The 26,378-nt window shown below is 41.4% G+C and carries 21 protein-coding genes and 1 tRNA gene; 10 read left to right on the top strand and 12 right to left on the bottom strand.

Annotation, left to right across the window (positions count from 1 at the left end):
* Positions 1-4: 4 nt before the first annotated feature.
* Positions 5-1,129 (bottom strand): acyltransferase family protein, encoded by a 1,125-nt coding sequence (locus tag GKO22_RS06810; RefSeq protein ID WP_166333491.1) that lies wholly within the window; start codon positions 1,127-1,129, stop codon positions 5-7.
* Between the two features lie 172 nt (positions 1,130-1,301).
* Complete coding sequence (locus GKO22_RS06805; protein WP_166333489.1) at positions 1,302-1,838, bottom strand: DUF6141 family protein; 537 nt, start codon at positions 1,836-1,838, stop codon at positions 1,302-1,304.
* A gap of 1,282 nt (positions 1,839-3,120) precedes the next feature.
* Here GKO22_RS06805 and GKO22_RS06800 point away from each other — a divergent pair.
* Entirely contained in the window at positions 3,121-6,402 is a 3,282-nt protein-coding gene (locus tag GKO22_RS06800) for a CheR family methyltransferase (RefSeq protein WP_166333487.1), read from the top strand.
* A 1-nt stretch (position 6,403) separates the two neighbouring features.
* Positions 6,404-6,772, top strand: coding sequence for a response regulator (locus GKO22_RS06795; RefSeq protein WP_166333485.1), 369 nt, complete (start codon positions 6,404-6,406; stop codon positions 6,770-6,772).
* A 10-nt stretch (positions 6,773-6,782) separates the two neighbouring features.
* Here the strand turns inward: GKO22_RS06795 and GKO22_RS06790 are convergent, their stop codons facing one another.
* The gene (locus tag GKO22_RS06790) at positions 6,783-6,986 is read right to left on the bottom strand and encodes a hypothetical protein (protein WP_166333483.1); all 204 of its coding nucleotides are present in this window, start codon (positions 6,984-6,986) and stop codon (positions 6,783-6,785) included.
* Positions 6,987-7,412: 426 nt separating this feature from the next.
* Between GKO22_RS06790 and GKO22_RS06785 the strand changes: the two genes are divergently transcribed.
* Positions 7,413-7,604, top strand: coding sequence for a cold-shock protein (locus GKO22_RS06785; RefSeq protein WP_066754255.1), 192 nt, complete (start codon positions 7,413-7,415; stop codon positions 7,602-7,604).
* Positions 7,605-7,822: 218 nt separating this feature from the next.
* Here the strand turns inward: GKO22_RS06785 and GKO22_RS06780 are convergent, their stop codons facing one another.
* From GKO22_RS06780 to GKO22_RS06760, 5 genes are all read right to left on the bottom strand, one after another.
* The gene (locus tag GKO22_RS06780) at positions 7,823-8,884 is read right to left on the bottom strand and encodes a fatty acid desaturase family protein (RefSeq protein WP_166333481.1); all 1,062 of its coding nucleotides are present in this window, start codon (positions 8,882-8,884) and stop codon (positions 7,823-7,825) included.
* A gap of 307 nt (positions 8,885-9,191) precedes the next feature.
* On the bottom strand, positions 9,192-10,484 hold the full coding sequence (locus tag GKO22_RS06775; RefSeq protein WP_166333479.1) for an anthranilate synthase component I family protein: 1,293 nt from the start codon (positions 10,482-10,484) through the stop codon (positions 9,192-9,194).
* Positions 10,485-10,495: 11 nt separating this feature from the next.
* A complete protein-coding gene (locus GKO22_RS06770; RefSeq protein WP_166333477.1) occupies positions 10,496-11,767 on the bottom strand; it encodes an adenylosuccinate synthase in 1,272 nt (423 codons plus the stop codon).
* Between the two features lie 153 nt (positions 11,768-11,920).
* The gene (locus GKO22_RS06765; RefSeq protein WP_116774494.1) at positions 11,921-12,412 is read right to left on the bottom strand and encodes a Fur family transcriptional regulator; all 492 of its coding nucleotides are present in this window, start codon (positions 12,410-12,412) and stop codon (positions 11,921-11,923) included.
* A gap of 97 nt (positions 12,413-12,509) precedes the next feature.
* The gene (locus tag GKO22_RS06760; RefSeq protein WP_166333860.1) at positions 12,510-14,723 is read right to left on the bottom strand and encodes a RelA/SpoT family protein; all 2,214 of its coding nucleotides are present in this window, start codon (positions 14,721-14,723) and stop codon (positions 12,510-12,512) included.
* Between the two features lie 217 nt (positions 14,724-14,940).
* Here GKO22_RS06760 and GKO22_RS06755 point away from each other — a divergent pair, with 217 nt between their 5' ends.
* From GKO22_RS06755 to GKO22_RS06730, 6 genes are all read left to right on the top strand, one after another.
* Entirely contained in the window at positions 14,941-15,501 is a 561-nt protein-coding gene (locus GKO22_RS06755; protein WP_240920172.1) for a DUF4294 domain-containing protein, read from the top strand.
* A 121-nt stretch (positions 15,502-15,622) separates the two neighbouring features.
* The gene (gene bshB1 / locus GKO22_RS06750; protein ID WP_166333473.1) at positions 15,623-16,342 is read left to right on the top strand and encodes a bacillithiol biosynthesis deacetylase BshB1; all 720 of its coding nucleotides are present in this window, start codon (positions 15,623-15,625) and stop codon (positions 16,340-16,342) included.
* Positions 16,343-16,495: 153 nt separating this feature from the next.
* Positions 16,496-16,569 (top strand) — tRNA-Arg (locus GKO22_RS06745).
* Positions 16,570-16,644: 75 nt separating this feature from the next.
* Positions 16,645-17,223: an adenylate kinase gene (locus GKO22_RS06740; RefSeq protein ID WP_116774498.1), complete on the top strand. Its 579-nt coding sequence runs from the start codon at positions 16,645-16,647 to the stop codon at positions 17,221-17,223.
* Positions 17,224-17,246: 23 nt separating this feature from the next.
* The gene (gene obgE / locus GKO22_RS06735) at positions 17,247-18,245 is read left to right on the top strand and encodes a GTPase ObgE (RefSeq protein ID WP_116774499.1); all 999 of its coding nucleotides are present in this window, start codon (positions 17,247-17,249) and stop codon (positions 18,243-18,245) included.
* 6 nt (positions 18,246-18,251) lie between these two features.
* Complete coding sequence (locus GKO22_RS06730; protein WP_166333471.1) at positions 18,252-19,028, top strand: TIGR02757 family protein; 777 nt, start codon at positions 18,252-18,254, stop codon at positions 19,026-19,028.
* On the opposite strand, the gene gap is transcribed toward GKO22_RS06730, so the two are convergent.
* The 4 genes from gap to GKO22_RS06710 form a co-directional block, all read right to left on the bottom strand.
* Positions 19,005-20,021: a type I glyceraldehyde-3-phosphate dehydrogenase gene (gap, locus tag GKO22_RS06725; protein ID WP_166333469.1), complete on the bottom strand. Its 1,017-nt coding sequence runs from the start codon at positions 20,019-20,021 to the stop codon at positions 19,005-19,007. The genes GKO22_RS06730 and gap overlap by 24 nt on opposite strands.
* 8 nt (positions 20,022-20,029) lie before the next feature.
* Positions 20,030-20,638 (bottom strand): peroxiredoxin family protein, encoded by a 609-nt coding sequence (locus tag GKO22_RS06720; RefSeq protein WP_166333467.1) that lies wholly within the window; start codon positions 20,636-20,638, stop codon positions 20,030-20,032.
* Between the two features lie 326 nt (positions 20,639-20,964).
* On the bottom strand, positions 20,965-23,976 hold the full coding sequence (gene secDF / locus GKO22_RS06715; RefSeq protein ID WP_166333465.1) for a protein translocase subunit SecDF: 3,012 nt from the start codon (positions 23,974-23,976) through the stop codon (positions 20,965-20,967).
* Positions 23,977-24,192: 216 nt separating this feature from the next.
* Positions 24,193-24,660: a hypothetical protein gene (locus GKO22_RS06710; RefSeq protein WP_166333463.1), complete on the bottom strand. Its 468-nt coding sequence runs from the start codon at positions 24,658-24,660 to the stop codon at positions 24,193-24,195.
* Positions 24,661-24,851: 191 nt separating this feature from the next.
* Here GKO22_RS06710 and guaB point away from each other — a divergent pair, with 191 nt between their 5' ends.
* The gene (gene guaB, locus GKO22_RS06705; RefSeq protein ID WP_166333461.1) at positions 24,852-26,327 is read left to right on the top strand and encodes an IMP dehydrogenase; all 1,476 of its coding nucleotides are present in this window, start codon (positions 24,852-24,854) and stop codon (positions 26,325-26,327) included.
* Positions 26,328-26,378 lie beyond the last annotated feature (51 nt).

Below are 26,378 nucleotides of genomic sequence, written 5' to 3'. Positions count from 1 at the left end.
TTCCTTATTTTTCGGTCGAAAACTTGCGTCGTAACCATTTACGCACAGGTTCGTCGTACCATTTTAGTGCGGCATAAGAGAGGGCGATGCTACCAATCAGAATCAGCAACGAGATTGGCCAGACGTCGTTTAACGTTTGACCTTCATGATCGCTTAACCACGCAATGTATAGGTATAATATAGGGAAATGTACGAGATAAAGTGGGTAGGAGATATCCCCTAAAAATTTGCAAATGTCTTGCTCAAATGTCGAATGGATCATACCACTCGCTCCAAGATAAACGATCAAAGGAAAAAGCACTATAATACAAAAAGACTCATACAAGCCATTCATCCACACGTAATCTGTCCCTCCGATACGAGGCATGAATAATAAGATAGCAATCAACAAACTACACCAAAGTAAAGCATACTTAATGCGAGTTGGTTTGGTGATGCGCGACAATAATAAACCCGCAAAGAACGGATACATCACACGGGTAAAACCAATGTACATATGTTCCACATTAAGCGTCCAGCCACCGACCACATCTCCACGACTTATCGCTAAATGTGCTAATGATAGCGCGGCTATCAGTACCAACATGCTAAGTGCTTTATTCGAAAGTTTACGAATACCTAGTGCGTACAAAATATTAGCGAAGTATTCGAAGAGTAAAGACCAACCTACACTATTTAGTGGGTGCATTTCTTGCCATCCACGTATATCTAAAGAAAGCGGAACCGGCAAGATTGTATATCCAATAAACAATACAAATAGCATTTTCCATACAGGCACTTCGTGAATCAATGGCCATATCGTAGAATCGGTGTAGTAAAAGGTGATGGCGCCTAATGTCATGCCGAGTACAACCATTGGTTGCAATCTTTCAATGCGGCGGTACATGAAATTGCCGAAGGTCATTTTTTGCCAGCGCTCATCGTAGGCATAGCCAATCACAAAACCCGATAGCAGAAAGAAAAAATCAACCGCAAGATATCCGTGATTGACCAAAATTTCCGATGGCTCACTGGCGATTGCCTCCGCGAGATGAAATAGGACAACAATGATAGCAGCTACGCCACGCAAACCATCTAAGATTAGATAATGCGGTTTTTCACGTTGTTTTTCAAGAAATAGTGTACTCATTATAGGCAGTTTCGGTTAGAGATCAATTGTTTGATCTGCATCGAATCATAAAACTAATAAAAATTAGCATACCACCTACGTATCTCACTAGACCGTTACGAAATGATAGGAAGGATGTCTTAGATAGGTTCAGGATGCCACCTAGTTGATGCTTTATTCTGAATAAAGGGGCTTAGTGTAGCTGTTTAGATTCTAAAAGATCGCTGTCTTTCTGCACGATCAGTGCGAGATCATCACGCAGGATGTTTAATAATTTTTCCTGATCTCGAGCCGCAAGGAGCATCTTGTCACCATTATGAAAAATCAGTTTGATGCCTGGTTGGCCACCAGCAAGGTAGGCCATCTGCGTATTAATACCACGAAACCCAATTCCTAAATGCTCTTTGATAGGGCTATATTTTTCTATTCTGATTTCTTTTATCCTATTCCATCTATTCAAGTCGCCTCTGATCAGTGGTATGGTGCAGATATAGAATCCCGCTTCAGTTATTTTTAGTTCGCTGCGTACATTGCCCAATAATAGGATTAAAATGCCGCAACATACGGTAAAAATAATCAAATGAATATCGGACATTGGCTTAGTTCCTAATGGCGTGCCATAGAGCAACTGCCTTACAGCGCCATACAAAAGTAAAAAGTAGGATGCTATAAAGGGTATTATAATAGCTTTATGGAGTTTAGTGCTTTCTTTAAATAAAATTGTCGGCATATAATGATAAAATCGCTAAATGTCATTTAGTTCATAATTTTTCATCGTTAGCTTAGCATAACAACTACTCATTAACTACCTTAAGGTACGAAACCAATGTATTGTATCAAAATAATTGATGACCTAGCGAAATTATTTATACACGATGCTTTCTATTTGCCTGATTATCTAGTATCATCTTAAAATCTAGGCATAACGATGTATTTACATTGGGCAACGTCTAAATCTACGTAAGTGCCGACAGTCTATCTACCACGCTTGATTTCCAACTACATCGGGAGCTGTCTCCCATTCTTGCCTTATTTGTGACTGATTATTCAATGGAGTAACTGTGGCTGATCCTGCGGCCACACTATGTTCCAAGCTGATTAGCTCTACATTTATTTCCGGAGATGAATAGCGCTTTAAATGCGTTGCAAGGTATCTGGTGGATTTTTTCATTTTGTTAGAAATTTATTAGCAGTTATTGATTTTGTTTTAGGATAAAAATTAATTGAAACGTTAAAGTGTAGATCCTGAAGTAAAAGTAAGTTTATTCAAATATTCGTGATATTAAGTTATTTTCTTTTGTAGCATAAGCGCTACATTCACTTTTTCGCTGTCAACATTATTTATTGATAATACGACATCAAAGGTAAATTATTTAAATTTTTAATATCATTATTTTCTTTGAATACTATAATCACTTAAATTATAGACTTTAATCAGTCATGAGAATATTTTATGTTTATTGTTTTTCTTTCAGATTATTATATTTTCAATATAATTTTCACATTCTATGGAGATTAACATCAATTATGGCCTGTAGAGGCACATCTGGATAGTGCCTAACGCTTTCTTTCTTGTAGATGTGTTGAGTGTCAGACGTTGGGATTTTTTTGTCTAAATGCGCGCTTGAGGACGTAAATTATAGTTAAATCAGTTTTGTAACATTTATTTGCATGTCGCCTTTACTCGTTTCTTCTGAAAGTTAGCTAGATGCCTAAAAGTATATTCTCCCAATAGTCCAAAGAACTCTTTTTTAGGTTTAAGATTCAGGCGTGGTGAACACTCCGCTGTAGTTAATAATAGTGTGTTTGATTTTTAGGAATAACAACACAACTTTTGCGCAGTGGAGCAATTATTAGATGTCAAGCACTTCCTTGGTGATCAATGTACCTGTTGTAAAAGTGTACTAAGTTTCTTCCGATCTTTTATGCCAGTATCGCAAATTTAGCACGATTTATGTTCGTAGAATGCTTATCTTGCTATCGCAATACCTGCCGTAGTAAGGTTGCGATCTATGGGATTACAAAAAAACAATAAACAGTCTGAAATAAATGACCAATTTCCTATTATAGGAGTAGGTGCATCTGCCGGCGGTCTAGAAGCTATTAAAAGTATGCTTTCAACTGTACCAGCATACTCAGGTATGGCTTTTATTGTTGTTCAACATCTCTATCCTGAGAAAAATAGCCTGCTGCCGGACTTGTTACAGAAGATTACCAATATCCCGGTAGTATCCATCACAGAGCATTTACATATTGAACGCGATCATATCTATGTTATACCGCCAGGTAAAATTGTGACGGTGGCTAATGGTCTGCTCAAACTTAATCCTAGACCTACCAAAGAAAAATCAAATAAAGCGGTTGACGCGCTATTTTCTTCGATGGCGTCTGCTTACGAAGCAAGTTCGGCAGCAGTTATACTTTCGGGTATGGGCGTTGATGGAACCGCTGGAATGCGAGCAATCAGAGAACAAGGTGGGTTGACGATTGCGCAAGATAATTCAGCTGGTTTTACAGCAATGCCTGGGCATGCGATTGATGCAAATATTATAGACTTTGTACTTCCGCCGGAGCAAATCGGGAAAAAACTGACCGATTATTTTGCTATGCTGCGACAAGGCTGGTCTGCCAATGAGCCAGTATCCAAATCTGTGGATGAAGAATCCACTTACAGAAAGATTATGGAACTGATGTACCAGCGCAAAGAAGCCGATTTTAGTTTGTATAAACAAACTACGGTTCGTAGACGTATTGTACGTCGTATGCTGATGTTGAAGATTGCCGATATCGCGTCTTACCTGACCTATATCACAGATCATCCGAGTGAACAAGATTCATTGTTTTATGATTTACTCATTTCGGTAACCGCTTTTTTTAGAGATCCTTATTGCTTCGAACTATTAATAAAAAAAATCGTTCCTCTGATACGGGATGGGAAGAAAAATGGAGAACCCATCAGGATCTGGGTTGCCGGATGTTCTACTGGGCAAGAGCCGTATTCTATCGCTATAGCTTTACATGAGTTCTTTGGGCAACAGTTGCATCAGCAGCGCATTCATATTTTTGCCACCGATATCTCCGACAAGTCTATCAAGATTGCTCGCAGTGGAATATATCATAAGAAAGAATTGGAAGGCGTAAGTGTTGCACGATTATCCAAGTATTTTGACAAAAGTAAAGATCACTATGTCGTTTCAAAAACGATCAGAGATATGTGTGTCTTTGCGGTACACAACTTTTTAAAGGATCCACCTTTTGCCAAAATGGATTTGATCTCTTGTCGTAATGTGATGATCTATTTCAAACCATTCTTACAAAAAAAGACCATTGCAATTTTCCATTATGCACTGCGCGATAAAGGAATTTTGTGGCTAGGTAATTCAGAGACAGCAGGGTCTACATCGGAATTCTTTAATCCATTGCAGCGCAAGAGTAAGTTTTATACACGAAAACCTGGAGTCGGCAGGTACATCACCATCATGAGTGGCGGTAAGCAAACGGCTGTTGAGGAAGAAAATATGACGCTTCGTAGTAAAGAAGTAAAAACAGAAGATTATCAGAAAAGTGCAGACGATATTGTATTGGCTAAGCATGCGCCTCCCGGTGTCATTGTCAACGAACAGTTTGATATTGTACAATTTCGTGGTGCCACTAGCAAATTTTTGGAGCCACCTTCGGGCAAGGCAACTTTCAACCTGATGAAAATGGCCAAAGATGGGCTTTCCTTTGAATTACGCAACGCGCTGCATCGCACAAAATCATCTGGTGAAGCATTTTCCAAATCTGGCGTTTCCATCAATGGTGGTGAGATCTTGGTCGGCATTGAGGTGATTCCTATGCTGAATACCTTTGATCCCTACTATCTAGTTCTTTTCAAAGAAGAAATTACGATACCAGCACATCGTAAGTTGTCTGCAAAATCGTTAAAGACAGCAGAACAGGAAAGGATTCTACAGTTAGAAAGAGAACTTGCACAAATTCGCGAAGACATGCGCAATATCACCGAAGCTCAAGAGATTGCGAAGGAAGAACTGCAAAGTTCCAACGAAGAGCTTTTGAGCGGTAGCGAGGAGTTGCAAAGTCTCAATGAAGAGCTTGAGACCAGTAAGGAAGAGCTTCAAAGTACGAATGAAGAGTTGCTCACAGTCAATCAAGAGCTTTTTGAAAGTAATGAAGAGCTAAATATTAGCCGTAAGTTGGCGGAGGCAACCATTACGGTGCTCCATGAACCACTGATCATGTTGAACAGTGATCTGATGATCCAAAGTGTGAACAACGCATTTTGTAAGACATTCAGAATTACACAAGATCAGGCCGTTGGTAAGAGTTTTTTCCAATTGCAGAATGGCGGCTGGAATATTCCAGGATTAGCCACTGAATTTACCCGTATTCAGCAGAATGAAGAACAGATTATCGAAAAGGAGATCAACTTTGTTTTCCCGACATTAGGCGAGCGAGTCGTTAAATTTAACATACATCTGGTTAAAAAGGCCAATGGCGAACAACTGATTTTGCTAGCATTGGACGATATTACGGAGCGTAAAAATGACCTCTTGCAACAAAAGGTATTCTCGGAAGAGCTCCAAAAGCAGATCGCAGAGAAGGTGAAGCTAGAAAGACAGAAAAATGATTTCATTAGTATGGCCTCACATGAACTGAAAACTCCGGTAACGAGCATCAAAGGTTATACACAGGCATTGCATCGTCGTTTTCAAAAGGAAGGTCATAAGGAAGCCGAGAATTTCTTGGCAAAGATGGATAATCAGATCAATAAATTAACTGCGCTGATTGGTGATCTACTCGATGCCACTAAGGTGACGGCCGGACAGCTTGAGTACAATATTGACCTGTTTGATTTTAATAGTTTGGTTTCCGAAGTGACGGAGGAAATGCAACAGACCTCCCGAAAACACCAGATCAAAGTTGCTTTGGATGACTCGGTAGATATTTTAGGCGATCGCAATCGAATAGGGCAGGTGATTACCAATCTTTTGTCGAATGCCATAAAGTATTCTCCTAGTTCGGATGAGGTGTTGGTAGAAACTATTTTAGAGAAAAACCAGATCAAACTTTTAGTTCGTGATTTTGGAATTGGTATTTCCAGTAAAAACCAAGAAAATATTTTCGATCAATTCTTTCGTGCTGATGGCTTCTTGCAAAATACCTTTGCTGGATTAGGTCTAGGATTATTTATCTCATCTAAAATCATGAAAAGACACCATGGCGATCTAGCCGTAAATAGTACAGAAGGTAAAGGTTCAACATTCACTATTACACTACCTCTTAAAAAATAGTATGAAAAGAATACTAGTTGTTGATGATAATGAGGGAATTCTAGATGTAGTCGGCATCATACTAGAAGCAGAGGGGTATGATGTGCAGAAATTAATTGAGCCTGATCAGGTTTTGAGTTTGACTTCGGACGATTTGCCAGATCTGATCTTGTTAGATATTTGGATGTCTGGAGCAGATGGTCGTGTAATTTGTAAAGCATTGAAGGATCGACCTCATACCCGACATGTACCTATTATATTAATGTCTGCGAATAAAGATATTGCAGAAATCGCCGATAATGCGGGTGCGGACGGCTACCTCGCCAAACCATTTGAAATGCAAGATCTCATTGAGATTGTGAAAAGATATAGTGATAAACAAGTGATGTAAGTCGTACAAACTACTCTTTCTTTTGAGGAATTCGAGCTTCTGGATCATTAGGCATATCATTAATTTGCTCTTCATTAGCATCTACTCCAGCTTCTGCATCCTTGCCTTGCTTGTTTTCTCTGTTCTTCTTCACGACAGAGGTTAATTCTTGATAGGTCTCATCCTTCTTTTCCTTTTTCAAGCCGGTATTTTTTGTTTCTACTTTCGTTGCCATAATTGTTGCCTGTTTTTGTTCATTGCAATATTGATTGCTCACTTTATAAGCTTATAAATTATAAGATTGTTTTTGAAATAGCCCAAACCACGTACTTATTCCGAAGTCGTTGTATTAAAAATGCAGCGGTTGCGTAATAAGATAACTATGTAAAAATGTGTTGCTAATGAAGTCAAGTATTCGTGTAAAATCGGCAAAGACAATAATTTGTAGCATTTATATTGCAAAAAAGTAATCCATGGGCATATTACTATTTTAGGTGAATTACGATGTATATGACGGAATAAACAAGTTTCAGCAAGATATTAACATAACATCCTGTTCACGTGTTTTATTTTCCTGATAATTGCTTGGATGTTTTATACCTATACCCAATAAATTTTGTGTACATTTACAACATTAATAATATTTTATACCAAAAAAGCAATGCAAGAAGGCATAGTAAAATTTTTCAACGAGACCAAGGGTTTCGGATTTATAACTCCAAATGACGGTGGTCAAGAAGTTTTCGTTCATGTTTCAGGATTGACTCAAGATATCCGTGAGCACGATCACGTGTCTTTTGAAGTTGAACAAGGTCGTAAAGGACCAAACGCAGTAAATGTTAAGTTGATATAAGTTAATTTTTGCATATATTGTAGAAACCGCCTTGCTATGCAAGGCGGTTTTTTTTGTACCTGATAATTTCTAACCCAGCGGTTGCAAAAGAAATTAGGATAAAAAATGGCGCAACGATGTTTTATATCGCTGCACCTTTATGTTTTCATGAAATGTTACTTATCTATCTTTGATCTCCTTGGCTAAGTGGCAAGAATCAAAGTGGCTTAGGCAACGATTTATCTAGACATACTTTTAATTACACTCGTGTGTGACTTCCACGCCTGTCCAAAAGAAGCAAATTCGATATAGTTCACCCGAAATTCTTCGCAGACATTCTTCACAATCTTGTTGATTTCTGGGTAATGGATATGACTTATTTTGGGGAACAAATGATGTTCTACCTGAAAGTTTAGACCGCCAAGCAACCAAGTTAAGACCTTATTGTGCGTAGCAAAGTTCGCTGTAGTACTTAATTGATGGACTGTCCATTCGTCCTCCACTAGACCAGGTTCACTCGCTGTAAATTCAGTTTCTGAAACGACATGAGCCAATTGAAAAACAGTCGCTAGACAAATACCACAAGCAAATCCAGCTACCAGAAGTCCTATTAAAGCCGGCAACCAGCCCACCACCAAGAACGGAATGGTGATGAATAGTTGAAAGTGCAATACTTTACTAATCCAAAAAATCCATTTTTCTCTATTCGGCATATTAAACAAGGCCGAATGCTTGCCTAATCGACGTCTAAAGTATTTTTCGTAATCCTGAAAAAAGATCCACGCTAAATACGATACAGCATACAGTACCGGAAAGTAGAAGTGCTGATACCGGTGATGACTTTTAGGCTCTTGAGAATCGTGAATACGTAAGAACTTGATCTCAATGTCGTGATCTTCCCCTTCGATATTAGTATAGGTATGATGTGCTATATTGTGCTTTAGCTTCCACAGGTAAATATTTCCACCTAATGCATTCAAGGAATAAGAAAGCAATGTATTTACATTTTTATTACTAGATAAACTATTGTGCCCTGCATCATGCATGATATTGAATCCGATGGCTGCAAAATTGATCCCCAATAAAATACACAAAAGAATAGATATCAGCCAAAAAGGCGTTGCAAAGACCAATACACTGTACAAAATCACGGCCGAACCGATAAGTACAATAGTTTTTTGGTACATTTTAGAGCCGCCCGTTGTTCTTTTAGCAGAATCGTTAAAATATTCGTTAACTCTACTTTTTAAGATCTTCGAGAACGAGGTGTTTTTATTGTTAAATTTTGTTGATTTTTTCATGTGATATTTTACAAATTTCGCGGCAATGATTATGACCATGCATGATCGAGAGTCTGGTAGGAGGATATTTGAATAAGCTACGAAGTGATAGACAGTATTTATTAGCACGGCCATAAATTAGGCGATGCACACATTTTTTATATCGTAAATGTAGCTCTTTATTCTGACATTAATTAGCAGTAGTAGCATCATTCCGAATAAATAACGTATTCTTAACATTCTCCAGATGCTTGACTCATCGAAAGATAGCGCTGTTTCGAATGCTTTAAACTGAACGATTATAGGTGATAGTTAGTGGATGTATGGTTTAGTCTTCTAGTTGGGTATCTAGCGCTATTAAGATGCCATTTGCTTTTAGTAAGCATTCTGCATACTCTTTTTCGGCCTCGGCATCGATGGTAATTGCGCCGCCAGTATGAAAAGATAAGTATTGCTTGGTGCGATTGTATAGCAATGTTCGGATAACGACATTGAAGTCAAAGTTGCCATCGGGCGCGAAGTAACCAACTGCGCCAGCATAGACACCACGGCTGGACTTTTCGTAACGATCACATAAGGCCATGGCGCTGACTTTGGGTGCGCCCGTCATGGATCCTGCTGGGAAAACGCGCTTAATAGCTTCTAAATCTGTTACATTGGGATCGATTTCACAGGTAATGGTAGATACTAATTGATGTACTTGGCGAAAAGTATGTACTTGCGGCTGGCGTTCGGCTGCCACACTTCCTGCTTTTGCACTCCGAGTTAAGTCGTTACGCACGAGATCCACAATCATCACATTTTCGGCGATCTCCTTCGGGTCAGATTGTAATCTTTGACTGATTTCCAGATCTTCCTGCTCCGTGTTGCCACGCTTTGCTGTGCCTTTGATAGGCTGAGATAGCAGTGTCGTACCTCTCTTTGCGATAAAGCGCTCCGGTGATGCAGATAAGATATAGTGATCCTGATACTTAAAAAATGTGGAAAAAGGGGTAGGAGATGTATTGTTGAGCTTCCAATAAGCACTAGGTGGATGAATGAGACAATTTTTCTGATAAAACTCCTGACAAAGATTTACTTCGTAAATATCACCGCGTTGGATGTGCTGTTTTAGTTGCTGAAATGATTCCATATAGGCTGTTTTGCTCATCCGCTTTTGGAAAGAGCGACTCAGTGTAGATCCGTCGAACGAAAGGACAGTGCCGCAAATAGATTCATAGATAGATTGCGCTTCCATCGCCACAGGCGCATCGATCGTTACTTTTCCGTCCTGAAAATGGAGTAGTATTTTAGGAGTAAAAAAGTACGCGTCTGGAAATGCCAATTCATCTGGCATGGTAGTATGGAGATCTTCGAGCTCGTTTTTGAGGTCGTAACCAAAAAAGCCAAACATCCACTCGTCGCGATGTTTGGCTTTAAAAGCTTCTATTTTTTCAAATGTATTCGTGCCGTCGGCAACAATTTCTTGCTTGACACCTACCGCCAAGATACTTTGTACATTGGCGTAAGGATCGGCAAACTCATTGGAGTGCAGCAGACAAGCGCTGTCAAAAGAATCTGCCCAAAGCAATGCTTTAGCCAGAAAATCTACATCTTCTATCGAAAACGTTGCCGTAGGCATTACCTAATAGCTTAAAGTACGATAGTTTGTACACGATCTGGACCTACCGAAAGGTATTTGATCGGCACTTCCAACGCTTTCTCTAAATAAGCAATGTAATTATTAAGCGCTGCAGGGATATCTTCTGGTTTACGAATACCAGTTAAATCCTGATTCCAACCTTGGATCTCTTCGTATATAGGTTCTGCTTCGTTCGTGATGATCTCATACGGCATATAGTCGATCACCTCACCATTATGTTTATAGTGCGTACAAGCATAAATCTTATCAAACGTATCCAATACATCTGCCTTCATCATGATTAATTCAGTCACACCATTGATCATGATGGCATATTTTAGAGCTGGAATATCAATCCACCCTGTGCGTCTCGCACGCCCAGTAGTTGCACCAAATTCATGGCCTAGTTTGCGCAACTCTTCACCAGTTTCGTCGTGCAATTCTGTTGGGAATGGTCCGCCACCTACACGTGTTGCGTACGCTTTGAAGATACCATATACTTGGCCGATACGATTTGGAGCAATACCCAAACCAGTACAAGCGCCAGCTGTAGTTGTGTTAGAAGAAGTCACAAATGGATATGATCCAAAATCAACATCCAATAATGTTCCTTGAGCACCTTCGGCCAATACACGTTTGCCGTCTTTCAAGTATTGATTCACCAAATGCTCGGAATCAACATGTGGAATGCTTTTCAAGAACTCTACCGCTTCTAAGAAAGCTTTTTCACGATCTGCAAAATCAGGTAAATCGCCATAATGCGCTAAGATAGAAAGGTGTTTTTGTTTCAATTTCTCATAGCGATCCAAGAAGTCTGGCAAGGTTGTATCCCCTACACGTAGACCATTACGACCAGTTTTGTCCATGTAAGTGGGCCCGATACCTTTCAAGGTAGAGCCAATTTTACTCGTACCCATATTACTTTCAGACGCTGCATCCAATAGTTGATGGGTAGGTAAGATCAAGTGTGCTTTGCGTGCAATCACCAATTTCCCTTTGGCAACTGGATCAAATCCCGCTTGCTTCAAGTTATCTAGTTCTCTTTTTAGGATGATCGGATCGATAACCACACCGTTACCAATTAGGTTCAAGGTGTCTTCGTTAAAGATTCCGGAAGGAATGGTGTTTAGAACAAATTTTTTGTTATCAAACTCTAGCGTATGGCCAGCATTCGGTCCGCCCTGAAAACGGGCAATCAGATCGTATTTTGGGCAAAAAACATCGACGATTTTTCCTTTACCTTCGTCTCCCCATTGTAAGCCCAAAAGGACATCAACTTGCATATTGAATTGAGATATATGATTAAATAAATTGTATACTTTGCAATGCGTACTACATAAAAAAGTTCGGGATAAATGAAGTGTTCAATTATCCCGAACAAAAGTACTATTGTTATCTAGAAAAGTGAAACTTATGTCAAAAAAGCAGACATATCACTAAACTTCGGATGCTACTGTCTCCGTTGGAGTCTTGGCAGCTTCTTTCTCTCTACATTCCTCACAGACTCCATACAAATTTAAGGAGTGATGTTTGATTTCGAATTTCAATAGTTCGCCCATCATGCTTTGAATTTGATGAATACGTGGGTCGCAAAACTCCACTACCTTATTGCATTCAATACAAATCACATGATCATGTTGCTTATAGCCATACGATTTCTCGAACTGTGCCATATTGCGGCCAAACTGATGCTTGGTCACCAAATCACACGATACCAACAGCTCCAATGTATTGTACACTGTTGCTCTACTTACGCGATATTTCTTGTTTTTCATGTGGATATACAATGATTCCACATCGAAGTGATCTGTCCGTGAATAGATCTCTTCCAAGATAGCATACCTTTCTGGAGTCTTTCTCAGATTCTTGTTTTCCAGATATGCTTCAAATATCTTTTTTACTGTTTCGTAACTTTCACCTTGCTTCATACATTCCTTGTATTCTTCTGTACAAATTTACCAAATTTTGCTGGAATATCATATCAACTTAATGTCCTATTAAAATCAGTATATAAGATGGATTTTTTTAACTCCTGTTTTCGGATTCGTAGCGAGATACACTTGTGATGCCTGGTATGCGTAGCACATTGCTAATCAGATTGTCTAGCTGCTCGATATCATTCACGAATACCATGATGTTGCCCTCAAAAATACCTTCGTTACTGGATATAGACAGTGATCGTATGTTCACATTGAAATTTCTGGAAATTACCGTCGTAATTTTGTTCACGAGTCCGACGTCATCAATTCCGACGATACGAAGGCCAGTCAAGAAAGAGGTATTGCCTTGCGACGATGACCACTGCGCCTTCAAAATACGATACCCATAGTTTGCCATCAGGCGAGAGGCATTGGGGCAGCTCGTACGGTGGATTTTGATGCCGTCATTCACGGTCAAGAATCCGAAAATATCGTCGCCTGGAATAGGATTGCAACACGGTGCAAGGGTATAATCGATCTTCTGCAAATCGTCTCCAATCAAGATCGTGTCCATGTCCTTTTTGTTGATCTTATCGACCAAACCCGTGACATGTGATTGAAATTGGTTGTTATTAGCATCTTCCGATTTTTCGGAGGCCGCGTATTCTCTTAAGTTTTTGATGTCGATCGCACCTTTAGCAACCTGAAAAAACAAATCCTGCGAACTGGCAAACTTAAAGTGATTGGCAATCTTATTGATATTGTCTGTGTTGTACGTGATTTTTAAAGACTTGAGTTTTCTTTCCAGAATTTCCTTGCCATCTTCTGCTACGCGTCTCTTCTCTTCTTTTAGCGAAGATTTGATTTTCGAACGCGCTTTAGCCGTAACCACAAAGTTGAGCCAATCTTCCTTCGGACTTTGTTTGGCCGAAGTAATGATTTCTACCTGATCGCCATTGTGTAGCGGATGAGATAGGGGAACCAATTTGTGGTTTACCTTTGCTCCGATACAGGTCGCGCCAATGTCGGAATGAATCTCGAAAGCAAAATCCAATGCCGTAGCATTATGTGGTAATTGTACCAATGTACCCTTGGGCGTGAAGATGAAGATCTCGTCCGAGAAGAGATTCATCTTAAAATCATCCACGAAATCGATCGCATCTGGCTCTGCCGTACTAAGTACATCGCGTACTTTTTGGATCCATTGATCCAAACCACTGTCTGAGTTAGATTCTTTATACTTCCAATGTGCAGCGAAACCTTTTTCGGCAATCTCATTCATGCGTTTGGTACGGATTTGCACCTCCACCCATTGTCCGCGCGGGCCCATCAAGGTAGTGTGCAAGGATTCGTAACCATTTCCTTTAGGAGAAGAAATCCAGTCGCGCAGGCGATCAGGATTTGGGCGATACAGATCTGTTACAATCGAGTACACTTTCCAACACTCTGTCTTTTCCTTTTCATCAACCGTATCAATGATTACCCGAATGGCAAAAAGGTCGTATACCTCTTCGAAAGGAATGGATTTTTTGCGCATTTTGTTCCAGATGGAATGGATGGATTTCGGCCGACCGAAAACATCTGCTTTGATACCTTCTCCTGCCAAGATCTCTTTGATTGGCGCTACGAAGCTGCCAATAAATTTTTCGCGTTCAGCCTTTTTCTCATTCAGCTTTCTGGCAATAAATTTATAGGTATCGGGATCTGTGTATTTCATAGACAGATCTTCTAACTCCGATTTGATAGCGTACAGACCCAGACGATGCGCAAGCGGTGCGTATAAATAGCTGGTTTCTGAGGCAATTTTAAGCTGCTTGTGGCGTGCCATAAACTCCATCGTACGCATATTGTGCAATCGGTCGGCAAGTTTGATCAAGATGACGCGCACATCGTCTGCAAGCGTAAGCAACATCTTCCGAAAGTTCTCGGCTTGGATGGAGCTGTTGGTGTCGAAAATGCCGGAAATTTTGGTCAGCCCATCAATAATGCGGGCTACCTTCTTTCCGAATTGTTGCTCGATCTCTTCAACGGTCATGCTGGTGTCTTCTACCACATCATGCAATAGCGCACACACGATAGAAGTCGTGCCCAATCCAATTTCTTCTGCCGCGATTTGTGCTACCGCAATCGGATGGTATATATAAGGTTCGCCGCTTTTTCGGCGCATATCTTTGTGGCTCTCTAACGACAAGTCAAAGGCTCGCCGGATTTCTTGCTTGTCCCCACGCTGCAAAGTAGGTTTACATGCTCGCAACAGTGCTCGATATCGTTTCCTTATCTCCTTGTTTTCCGCCTCAATATCAATCACATATTCTTCCATATCGTATCCCAAAGGTTGTGAGTTCTTTCAATTTACTTTATCTTTACGTATTCAAGCGGTATGGTAAAGTAGCATGATTTTTGTTAAACATAAATTTAAGGAAAATTCGTGTGTTTGTAAAATGAAATTGCGATTTAATTCGTGTATGAGAGTCTTGATTTGTGCGGTTGTAGTGTTCTTTTTGTGTCCTGTAATAGGGTATGCTCAACAATTGATCATGCCTCATTATGGCGCCGGCCAGCCACAAGTTGTCGAGAGCTATCAGACCGCGCGCTTGGAAAGTGGTGAAGTCGTACCATCTTTTTTGATTCCGGAAGTAGCGGTCTTTGGCTTTAGGCCATGGAAAAATGAAGAAGAGCGCATGCAATACTTGCGTCTCAAACGAAATGTCTTGCGTGTACTTCCCTATGCTATTTACGCGCAAAAGCGCTATGCGCAATTAGATCGCGATCTCGCGTTAGCTCAAAGCAAAAAAGAGCATAAAAGACTAGTTAAAGAGTGCGAGCACGAGATCAAACACAAAATCAATTCGGAAGTCAAAAATCTTTCGATCAGCCAAGGTAAGATCTTAATCAAATTGATCGAAAGGCAGACGGGCAATACCAGTTATGAATTAGTCAAAGAAATGAAGGGCGGCGTCACGGCATTTGTCTATCAGGGTGTGGCTCGCGTGGTGGGTCATAATCTGAAAAGTACGTACGATCCTCAGGAAGACTTTGTGATAGAATCCATTATTCGTGAGTACGAACAGGCTCGACCGATGTCTATTAACCGCTAGTAGATAACCTTTTAGTATAGAGTATTCGTTTTCTGCGATTAGCGTCATATTTCGAACATTCTCTTAATTTACGCGTTTAAACACTATCTTTGTCTACATTTTTAAACAATAATCTACCGGTATGGAATTGGATTTGATGGTGATAACAGTGCATCCTGACGATGCTGAATTGGGAGCAGGTGGTACAATTGCACGCTATGTAGCCGAAGGCAAAAAAGTCGGAATTGTGGATCTTACTCGCGGTGAGTTAGGGACACGGGGCACAGCAGAAACACGTGCGGCAGAAGCACAGGCTGCTGCCGATATCTTGGGGGTTGCTATTCGCGTAAACTTGGGGTTAAGAGATGGTTTTTTTGAGAATAATGAAGCAAATCAGTTGGCCATCATTCAGTGCATTCGCCAATATCGTCCAGAAGTGGTTATTACGAATGCAGTAGATGATCGTCATCCAGATCATGGCAGGGCAAGTAAGCTCGTGAATGATGCACTTTTTTTGGCTGGCTTAAGAAGGATCGAAACGCACAATGAGGATGGTATTCAAGAAAGTTTTCGACCGCGTTTGCAATTACAGTTGATTCAAGATAAATACATACAGCCGGATATTATATTGGATATTACACCGTATTGGGAGATCAAAAAGCAATCGATATTGGCCTACACCACGCAGTTCAATGCGCCAGCAGATAGTAATGAGCCACAGACCTATATATCTACACCAGATTTTATTCTATATACAGAAGGCAGGGCTCGAGAGTTTGGTCGTAGCATTCAGGCAAGGTATGGGGAAGGATTTACAAGTAGAAAATTGCTAGGCGTAGACGATTTGTTCTCTTTACGTTAGTTATTCATTATGAAGTGTTTTGCCTCTTTTTGTACGCTAATTGTGCCATATCGAGGTAGCATTTGATGAAAAAATATTTGTTAGGATAAAGCATTTTACTATATTTGCAACACCAAAACAAAACGGGCCAGACTCGATATGCTTTTGGAAGCGGCGCTCATAGCTTAATTGGATAGAGCACCTGACTACGGATCAGGAGGTTAGGGGTTCGACTCCCTTTGAGCGCACGTTATTAACATCAAAGCCTAATTCGATCCACGGATTAGGCTTTTATTTTGCAATAAACAAAATAACAGAAAGTTATGTTAAACCTTGTAATTTTTGGCCCTCCTGGTGCAGGTAAGGGGACACAGTCGGAAAAACTAATCGCTCAATATGGATTGCATCATATCTCGACCGGAGATATGTTTCGCGCTCATATCAAGAACGAAACTGAACTGGGCAAGAAGGTAAATCAAATTATCGCTGATGGTAATTTGGTGCCGGATTCAATTACTATCTCTATGCTAGAGCAGGAGATCAATGAGCATCAAAATGCGAAGGGTTTTATCTTCGATGGTTTTCCTCGTACGGTAGCCCAAGCAGAAGCGCTGGATCAATTTTTGGAGTCCAACGGACAGCCGATTAGCACGGTGCTAGCGCTTGACGTAAGTGAAGAAGAGTTGACTACGCGCATTGCCAAAAGGCAAGAAATATCTGGTCGTGCAGATGATGCGGCAGATAAATTGAAAAAACGTATTGAAGAGTATTTTAGCAAGACGATACACGTGTTGCCATACTACGAAAAACAGGGTAAATTGAATAAGATTGATGGCATTGGAGAGATCGACGAGATATTCGGCAATCTATCTAACGTTATTGACAAACATCTAGTAGGTTAATCTACGGTAATTATAATATTGATATGGCACAGGGTTCTAATTTTGTTGATTATGTAAAAGTATGTTGTCGTTCTGGCCACGGAGGTGCAGGCTCGGCGCATCTGCATAGAGACAAGTTTACTGCCAAAGGTGGTCCTGATGGCGGCGACGGCGGTCGCGGTGGCCATATCATTCTCAAAGGTTCTACCAATCACTGGACCTTGCTGCATTTGAAATACCGTAAACATATAATTGCTGCCGATGGAGAGCGCGGTGGCAGTGCTTTGCGCTCCGGTGCTACGGGTAAAGATGAAATATTGGAAGTACCGCTAGGTACGATCGCTAAAAATGCGGAAACTGGTGAAGTCTTGTTTGAAATCACGGAAGAAGGCGAAACTAAAATCTTGACCGAAGGCGGTAAAGGAGGCTTGGGCAACTGGCATTTCAAGACACCGACCCAACAAACTCCGCGGTACTCGCAACCCGGTATTCCCGGTAAAGAGGAATGGATGATCTTGGAGCTGAAAGTATTAGCAGATGTCGGTTTAGTGGGATTTCCAAATGCTGGAAAATCGACTTTATTGTCGGTTGTTTCAGCGGCTAAACCTGAGATTGCTGATTATCCATTCACGACTATTGTGCCTAACTTGGGTATTGTGTCGTATCGCGACAGCAAATCTTTTGTGATGGCGGATATTCCAGGTATTATTGAAGGCGCATCAGAAGGTAAGGGTTTAGGTTATCGTTTCTTGCGACATATCGAGCGAAACTCTGTTTTGCTATTTATGGTGCCTGCAGATACCGATCGCACCATCGCTGAAGAGTACGATATCCTATTGCGGGAGCTTACCGCATACAACCCGGAGTTAGTCGACAAACCACGTATGCTGGCGATCACCAAATCGGATATGTTGGATGATGAATTAGAAGAACAGATGAAAGCGCAAGTACCGCAAGATATTCCATATTTGTTTATTTCATCCGTTTCCGGTAAAAATATCCAGCAGCTCAAAGACGCTATTTACAAACAGATCGTAGGTTAATAAGATATGGCTCATTTTGATTTAAAAGAATTTTTGGATCAAAAAGTGGCTGAGTACAATCGTCCGGGTTTTATTGAATCCGACCCAATCGTCATTCCGCATCGCTTTACTCTGAAGCAGGATGTGGAGATTATGGGACTATTTGCCAGCATTTTGGCTTGGGGACAGCGCAAGACGATTATCAATAAATGTACCGAGCTGATAGAACGGATGCAGGGCGAACCATATGCCTTTGTCCTTAACCATTCTGATCAAGATCTTGCCCGTCTGCTGGGGTTCAAGCATCGTACGTTCAACGATACGGATTTACTCTATTTCATCGCTTTCTTGCGCTATCATTATGCACAGCACGACTCGTTGGAAATGGCCTTTGTATGGGGGCAGGAAGATCGTGAACACGTATCAGTGGAGCAAGCGCTCAATTACTTCAAATCCTATTTTTTTTCTCTGCTGGATTACCCAGAACGCACACGTAAGCACATCAGTTCGCCCATGCAGAAATCGAGCTGCAAGCGTTTGAATATGTTTCTGCGCTGGATGGTACGTCGCGATGCACAAGGAGTGGATTTTGGAATTTGGTCGAAGATTCGTCCCGCCGATTTGATTTGTCCGTGTGATGTACATGTAGAGCGCGTAGGGCGGAAGCTGGGCATGATTACTACGCCCACAGTCAATTGGAATATGGCGATGGAGCTAACCACTCAGTTACGCTTGCTAGATCCTTCCGATCCCGTGAAATATGATTTTGCGCTTTTTGGATTAGGCGTCGAGGGTCGCCTCTAAGCGACTTAGGATGTGTACAATATCCACCATGCGACTCGAATAGCCGTATTCGTTATCATACCAACCCACTACTTTTACTAATCCGCCCACGATAGAGGTCAGTTGTGCATCAAACACACAGGAGTACGGATTATTAATGATGTCGACCGAGACAATGGGATCTTCGGTATAATACAATACATTTTTCAGATCACCTTCGGCGGCAGCTTTAAAGGTTGCATTGATTTCTTCCACAGAAGTTGGCTTTGCTAACGTGCAGGTAAAATCTGTTAAAGAACCATTTAATACCGGAACACGAATACCGGCACCGCCTAACTTGCCTTCCAAATGTGTAAACACATTGGTAATGGCTTTTGCTGCACCAGTTGATGTTGGGATAATAGAAGAGGAGGCTGCACGGGCACGCCTCAAATCTCGGTGTGGCGCATCGTGTAAATTCTGATCTCCCGTCATGGAATGTACGGTGGTGATGTAGCCATCTTGGATCGACCAATTGTCGTCTAAAATCTTGACGAGTGGCGCTACATTATTTGTGGTACATGAGGCATTGGAAAATATAGGAGCATTCCAATCGAAAGTATCATCGTTGATGCCCAATACGACCGTTGGAATCTCTTTGTCTGGTGAAGGTGCAGAAATCACAACTTGACGCGCACCTGCCGTAAGGTGTTTCGATGCAGAAGCAGCGGTGGTAAAATGACCCGTAGATTCGATCACTAGATCTATACCCAAGACAGACCAAGGCAAGCGCTCAGGATCTTTCTCATTAAAGATTTGTATAGCATGATCTCCCAGTTCTAAATAACCATCGCGGTGGGCGACAGGCATGGGTGCAGGACCGTGTACCGAATCGTACTTAAAAAGATGAGCCAATGTTGAAGCATCTGCCAAATCATTGATCGCAACCACCGTAACGCCATCCAATTCGCGCTGCAACAGATGCCGTAGCGTATTTCGCCCTATTCTCCCAAACCCATTAATTGCAATCCTCATCTAATCTATTACTGTACAAATGCGGTTAAAATTTCATCAATACCTTTTTCACCCACCCAATGATTTTTCAAGTTGCCATCTGCTCCGTATACATAGTTCGCAGGGAACATGCTTGGTATATGGAATTTGCGGATGAACTCCTGATTTCTGTCATATAGCACTTCTACATTCGGTTTGCCATCGAGTTCTTTACCAAAAGACGGTAAGAAATTGACCATCAAACCTGGGTCATTCATCGAGATATATAGGATGTTGATGTCTTTAATCTTATCGTAGTTTTTAGCGAGTGCTTGTGTTTCTTGTTGACAATGCCCACACGATGGATCAAACAAGATGAATACGGTGTTTTTGCCGCTAGGTATATCTTTCTTCTCGTAGCCAAAGCCAGACTTCACTTTGTAGAACTTAAACTCTGGTATACTCGCTGTTGGATCTTGCTCTTCGGGCTGAGCAGGCGGTGGGGTCTGAGCGTGAGATGTAGCCGCTTCTTCATGTGTGCTATGATCGTGGCCTGCATGAGGATCCGCCGCTTGATTTTTGTTGGATTCCGTGTTATTACAGGCTGCTACGCTAAGCGCGATGGCCAGACTTAATATGGAGAATTTACCTTTCATCATTGTCTTCTAATTGTTGGTCAAAGCTAAATAAAAATGAGGAATATCTTATTGGGCGAAGAATCAAAAGTGTCATATCCTTGCTATAAAGATGGTTCAGTAGATCGTGTCGTCACATATAAAAAAAGCATTGCCACTCGTGGAGAGTGGCAATGCTAAACTAACCAATTATTAACCTAAAATTATGAATAGTCAAATATACGCCAAGGTTGAGCGGCTCGCAAGTTGTTTAACTTTTGTTAACCCTTGCTTCGCATAGCTATGAAAAAGAGCTGGCTTTCTGTTAACAGAAAGCCAGCTCTATACGTATTCAAAACTGTCGTTTGCGATTAGCTAGTTACTGTTTTTGCTTCTTTCGCTTTCGGTGTAATTTCTTGCACCGCGCTATCGTCTGGTGTCAAGTCGTACATCGTAGGAGCAGCGATGAAGATCGAAGAGTAGGTTGCTACAATGATACCGATCAAGATCGCGAAAGAGAAACCTCTAATCACCTCACCACCGAAGATAAATAATACTGCTAACACGAAGATCAAGGTCAATGACGTGATGATCGTACGGCTCAATGTGGAGTTGATCGCTTTGTTAATCGTGCTTCCCAAGTTTTCGTTTTTACCGAAAGGTTTTGATAAGTATTCACGAAGACGGTCAAATACAACCACGGTATCGTTCACTGAGTATGCTAATACCGTTAATAATGCCGCAACAAAGTGCTGATCAATATCTAAGGAGAATGGTACCAATCCATCTAATGCAGAGAAGATACCTAACAATACAATACCATCGTGTGTGGTAGAGATCGCTGCCGATACAGAATACTGCCATCTGCGGAAACGAAGCAAGATGTAAGCAGCGATGATTAAGATCGAAAAGATAGCCGCATAGATCGCCCGATCGCGAATGTCGCTCGCAATGGAAGGACCTACTTTTTGTTGCGAAAGGATCTCGTATTTGTTGCCACCAACTTTGGACAAACCTTCATTCAATTTAGCCAATACTTCGCCGTCGGCCTCATCACTAGTTTCTTCGATATGGTAGGTAGTCGTTACTTTAATTTGGTTTTCGCTACCAAAGGTTTTTACCTCTGTAGTCAATCCAAACACAGCATCTAAGTTGCTACGTACATCTTCTAGGTTAACATTATTGTCATAACGAACCGTATACGTACGACCACCTTGGAAATCTACCCCAAGGGAGAATCCTTTGGTGAAGATCGAGATGATACATAGAATCGAGACAATGACAGAGATTGCATAGTAAACTTTACGCTTTCCTACGAAATGGAAGTTGGCATTTTTCAACGTGTTAGCAGACCAAGGGAAAGAAACAGAGATCTTTTTGTTCTTATCTAATAAGTATTCGAAAATCAAACGAGAGATGAAAATCGCTGTGAATAACGATGTAACGATACCGATCATCAACGTGGTGGCGAAACCTTGAATAGGTCCAGATCCAGTAAAGAACAAGATCACACCTACCAGTAACGTCGTGATTTGTGAATCGAGAATCGAAGGCATCGCATGCTTGTAACCATCAGCAATCGCTTGACGCATCGATTTACCTAAACCTAATTCTTCACGAATACGTTCGTAAATCAGTACGTTGGCATCTACTGCAGTACCCATCGTCAATACGATACCGGCAATACCTGGTAGCGTTAATACCGCATTTAGCGAAGCTAGAATTCCTAACAAGAAAAATACGTTGAATACTACCGCAATGTTAGCAGCAATACCAGCACGGTTATAGTAAGCGACCATGAAGATCATCACGACAGCAAAACCAATAACCGCCGAGTTTACACCAGCATCAATCGCTGCCTGACCAAGAGAAGGACCGACAATGGCTTCTTCTACGATTTTTGCCGTAGTTGGAAGGCGACCCGCTTTCAAGACGTTGGCCAAATCTTTCGTATCCTCGATCGTAAAGTTTCCCGAGATAGAAGAGTTACCACCAGGGATTTCTTCATTCACTGTAGGTGCAGAGTAAACCACACCGTCTAAGATAATTGCGATGGATGCATTGCTTTGAGCAGCTTGCGCAGTAATACGTCTCCATTGGCGAGCGCCTTCTGCATTCATTCCCATAGATACAACAGGTCTGTTGCTCTGATCGAAATCATCACGTGCTTCGGTAATTACATCACCTGTAAGGATAGCGCCACTTTCCGTATTGCTTGTTTTAATGGCAAACAACGACAAGAAATCTGGTGAGTTGTGCTCTGGTTTTACAGACCACATGAACTTCAAGTTCGAAGGAATCATCGAACGTACTTCTGGGCGATTTAAATATTGATTTACACGTGCTGTGTCTTTCAAATGAGCATAACCAACTGTTGCGCCAGGCGTCAACTGAGGTTGTCCGTTTTGTGCGGAGTAAACCGAAGGATTAAGAACTGCGAACAACGGGTTTTGTTGTGCTAACTGTGCTTGCACAGCAGAAGAAGTATCGCTATCCGCATTTTTAGCGCCTAGATTAGCCAATAAGTTGGCGTCAGAAGCGGTGCTATCTGTTGCCGTACTGTCTTTACTAGTTGTAGCTGCGGTTGCTGTAGTTGATTTCTCACTACGTAAAGCGGCTGCTACTGTTTTATCGATGTTTTCCAACAAGGGATATACATCGGGATTGCTATGTGTTTCGAAAAACTCCAGTTTAGCGGATCCTTGTAACAATTTACGAACACGGTCTTCATCTTTGATACCTGGCAATTCGACCAAGATACGGTTAGTACCTTGCTGAATCTGGATGTTTGGAGAAGCAACACCGAACTTGTCGATACGCGTACGCAATACTTTGTAGGAGTTCTCGATCGCATTGTCTGCTTCGCGCTTTAACCACGTGCGAACCTGACCTTCTGAACTGTTTGCGTTTACAGAAGCTGCATTATCTTTTGTAGCAAAGAAGGATGCGATTGGTGTGCCTGAACCAGATGCTTTGTACTCATCCACAAATAAATCAATCAACGAAGTGTTGGTCGATTTACTTTTAGCTAAAGCGCTTTCCAACGATTTGTTGAAAGCTTGATCTTTTGGATTGTTAGCTAGGTTACGGATCAACTCATCTAAAGAGATCTCCATCGTTACGTTCATACCACCTTTAAGATCCAATCCTAAAGCGATCTCACGCGCTTTCGCTTCGCGATAGGTATACTTCGCTACGCCAAGGTTATATACCACCTGCCCAGCAACCGAATCCAAATACGCTTTTTCTTTGAGCATATCGCCCTGCGCGTATTCTGCGGCATCACTTTCCACTTTCCTGGTTACAAAAGTGAATGATAGGGAGTAGAGGCATGCTAACGAAACCACTACTACCAAAAATTTAATCAGCCCTTTACTCTGCATTTCTATCAGTCGTTATAATTAAGATTTGTTGTATTTTCAGTTTAATAATAAAAATATTCAAGATTTGCAAAGGTATAAAAAAAAGGAAAAAACAAGAGTATTATCACAAACAATTGACGGTTAAGTTTGTGTTGCCCATAATTACAGGCTGACGCCAAAACAAAACGCTCCTTTTGCTTGGCAAAAGGAGCGTTTTAAAGCTTTTAAAGTTGTATACTAGTTCAATGTGAATTTCAAACCGATGCTGAAACGAGCAGGCTCGAAGTTTGATCTTGTCGTTAGATTCCACCAAGGCTTCCAGTCAAAGTGCATGGCTAAAGGAGCTTGTGGCACTTTGAATTCTAGACCTGCTGCTGGGCGAATGGCAAAATATGATCTTTCGTTAGCAAACATTACTTGAGGACCAACACCTAAGTACCAGTTCAATCCGCTCGCACCAGGGATTGCTTTGTTGTACGAGTAATCTACACCTAATACCGTAGCACCGCCGCCAAACAATACTTGAGCGTTACCAGCATTAAATCCACCAAAATTGTGCTTGATTTGTGGCCCTACAAACGTAGTTCCGTCGCCTAAGTCAATTCCTAGACCAAGAGCTGTTCCGTAAGGAGTTTGCGCTTTAGCCTCTTGCACCCCAAATGCCATTGCGATTGCAGCGCCTAATGATAGTAGTACCTTTTTCATAGTTAATGTAATTTGATAACGTAATAAAATTGTGATAGATATTGGCGACCATTGATCAATTATCTTGCCAGAAATGGTTTTTTGCATGTGTTTCACGATTTCCTATATAATAAAATTTATGCTTTCTTGATTTAATCATATTTATTCAGTACTTTTGTCTGGCAAATAGAAATCCCATTAGATATTTGCCCATGCAACTAGACCCACACAAATTTGTAGCAGAAGGACTTACTTACGACGACGTATTATTAATTCCAGCTTATTCGGAAATTCTACCTCGCGATGTTGATACGAGTACCTATCTGACGCGTAAAATCAAAATTAATATTCCTTTAGTATCTGCCGCGATGGATACCGTCACGGGTGCCGATCTAGCTATCGCTATTGCGCAAGCGGGCGGTATTGGCATGTTGCATAAGAATATGACGATCGAAGAGCAAGCTGCCGAAGTACGCAAGGTGAAGCGTTCGGAGAGTGGCATGATTCAAGATCCAGTGACATTAACGACGGATGCTACCGTTGGTGATGCCTTCCAGATTATGCGTGACCACAAAATTGGTGGTATTCCTGTGATTGATACGGAAGGGAAATTGCAAGGTATCGTAACGAATCGGGATCTACGTTTTCAGAAAGATATGAAGCGCCCAATCGCCGAGTTGATGACCAAAGCTAATTTGGTGACTGCTCCAGAAGGAACTGATTTGATCCGTGCTGAAGAAATCCTGCACGATTATAAGATCGAGAAGCTTCCTGTTGTTGATAGCAACGGTGTGTTGAAAGGCTTAATTACCTTTAAAGATATTCAAAAATACAGACATTACCCCAATGCGGCGAAAGATGAGCACGGGCGTTTGCTAGTCGGAGCAGCCGTTGGCGTAACGCATGATACGATAGAACGCGTAGACGCTTTGGTGAAAGCTGGCGTGGATGTAGTAACAATCGATACTGCACATGGTCATTCGTTGGGTGTGATCAATAAATTAAAAGAAGTAAAAGCAGCTTATCCAGGTTTGCAAGTGATCGTCGGTAATATAGCGACAGGTCAAGCAGCAAAAGATTTGGCTGATGCTGGTGCGGACGCAGTAAAGGTGGGAATTGGTCCGGGTTCTATTTGTACGACACGTATTATTGCGGGCGTTGGTGTTCCTCAATTATACGCCGTATATGAAGTGGCAAAAGCATTGAAAGGAACGGGTGTACCATTGATTGCAGATGGTGGTATCAAACAAACGGGTGATATTGCTAAAGCAATTGCAGCTGGTGCAAATACAATTATGGCGGGTTCTCTTTTTGCCGGTGTGGAAGAAGCGCCTGGCGAAACGATTATCTATGAAGGGCGTAAGTTCAAATCATACCGTGGAATGGGTTCGGTAGAAGCGATGGAAAAAGGTTCTAAAGATCGTTACTTCCAAGATGTGGAAGAGGATATCAAGAAACTCGTGCCGGAAGGTATTGTTGGTCGCGTACCATTCAAAGGTACATTAGCGGAGGTTGTCTACCAATACATCGGCGGATTGCGTGCTTCGATGGGTTATTGCGGCGCAGCAAGTATTGAACGCTTGCAAGAAGCACAATTTGTGAAAATCACGGGTGCCGGTTTACGTGAATCGCATCCACACAATATTCAAATTACCAAAGAAGCGCCAAACTACAATAGTCGCGGCTAAGGTTTTTGTTGAAAGAATATGTAATCCCGCTCCGAAAGGAAGCGGGATTTT

Origin of the sequence: Sphingobacterium chungjuense (genome assembly GCF_011316935.1) — a bacterium.
Lineage (GTDB): Bacteria > Bacteroidota > Bacteroidia > Sphingobacteriales > Sphingobacteriaceae > Sphingobacterium > Sphingobacterium chungjuense.
The sequence above is the reverse complement of the archived record's forward strand: the minus strand, read 5'-3'. Positions and strand labels throughout refer to the sequence as shown.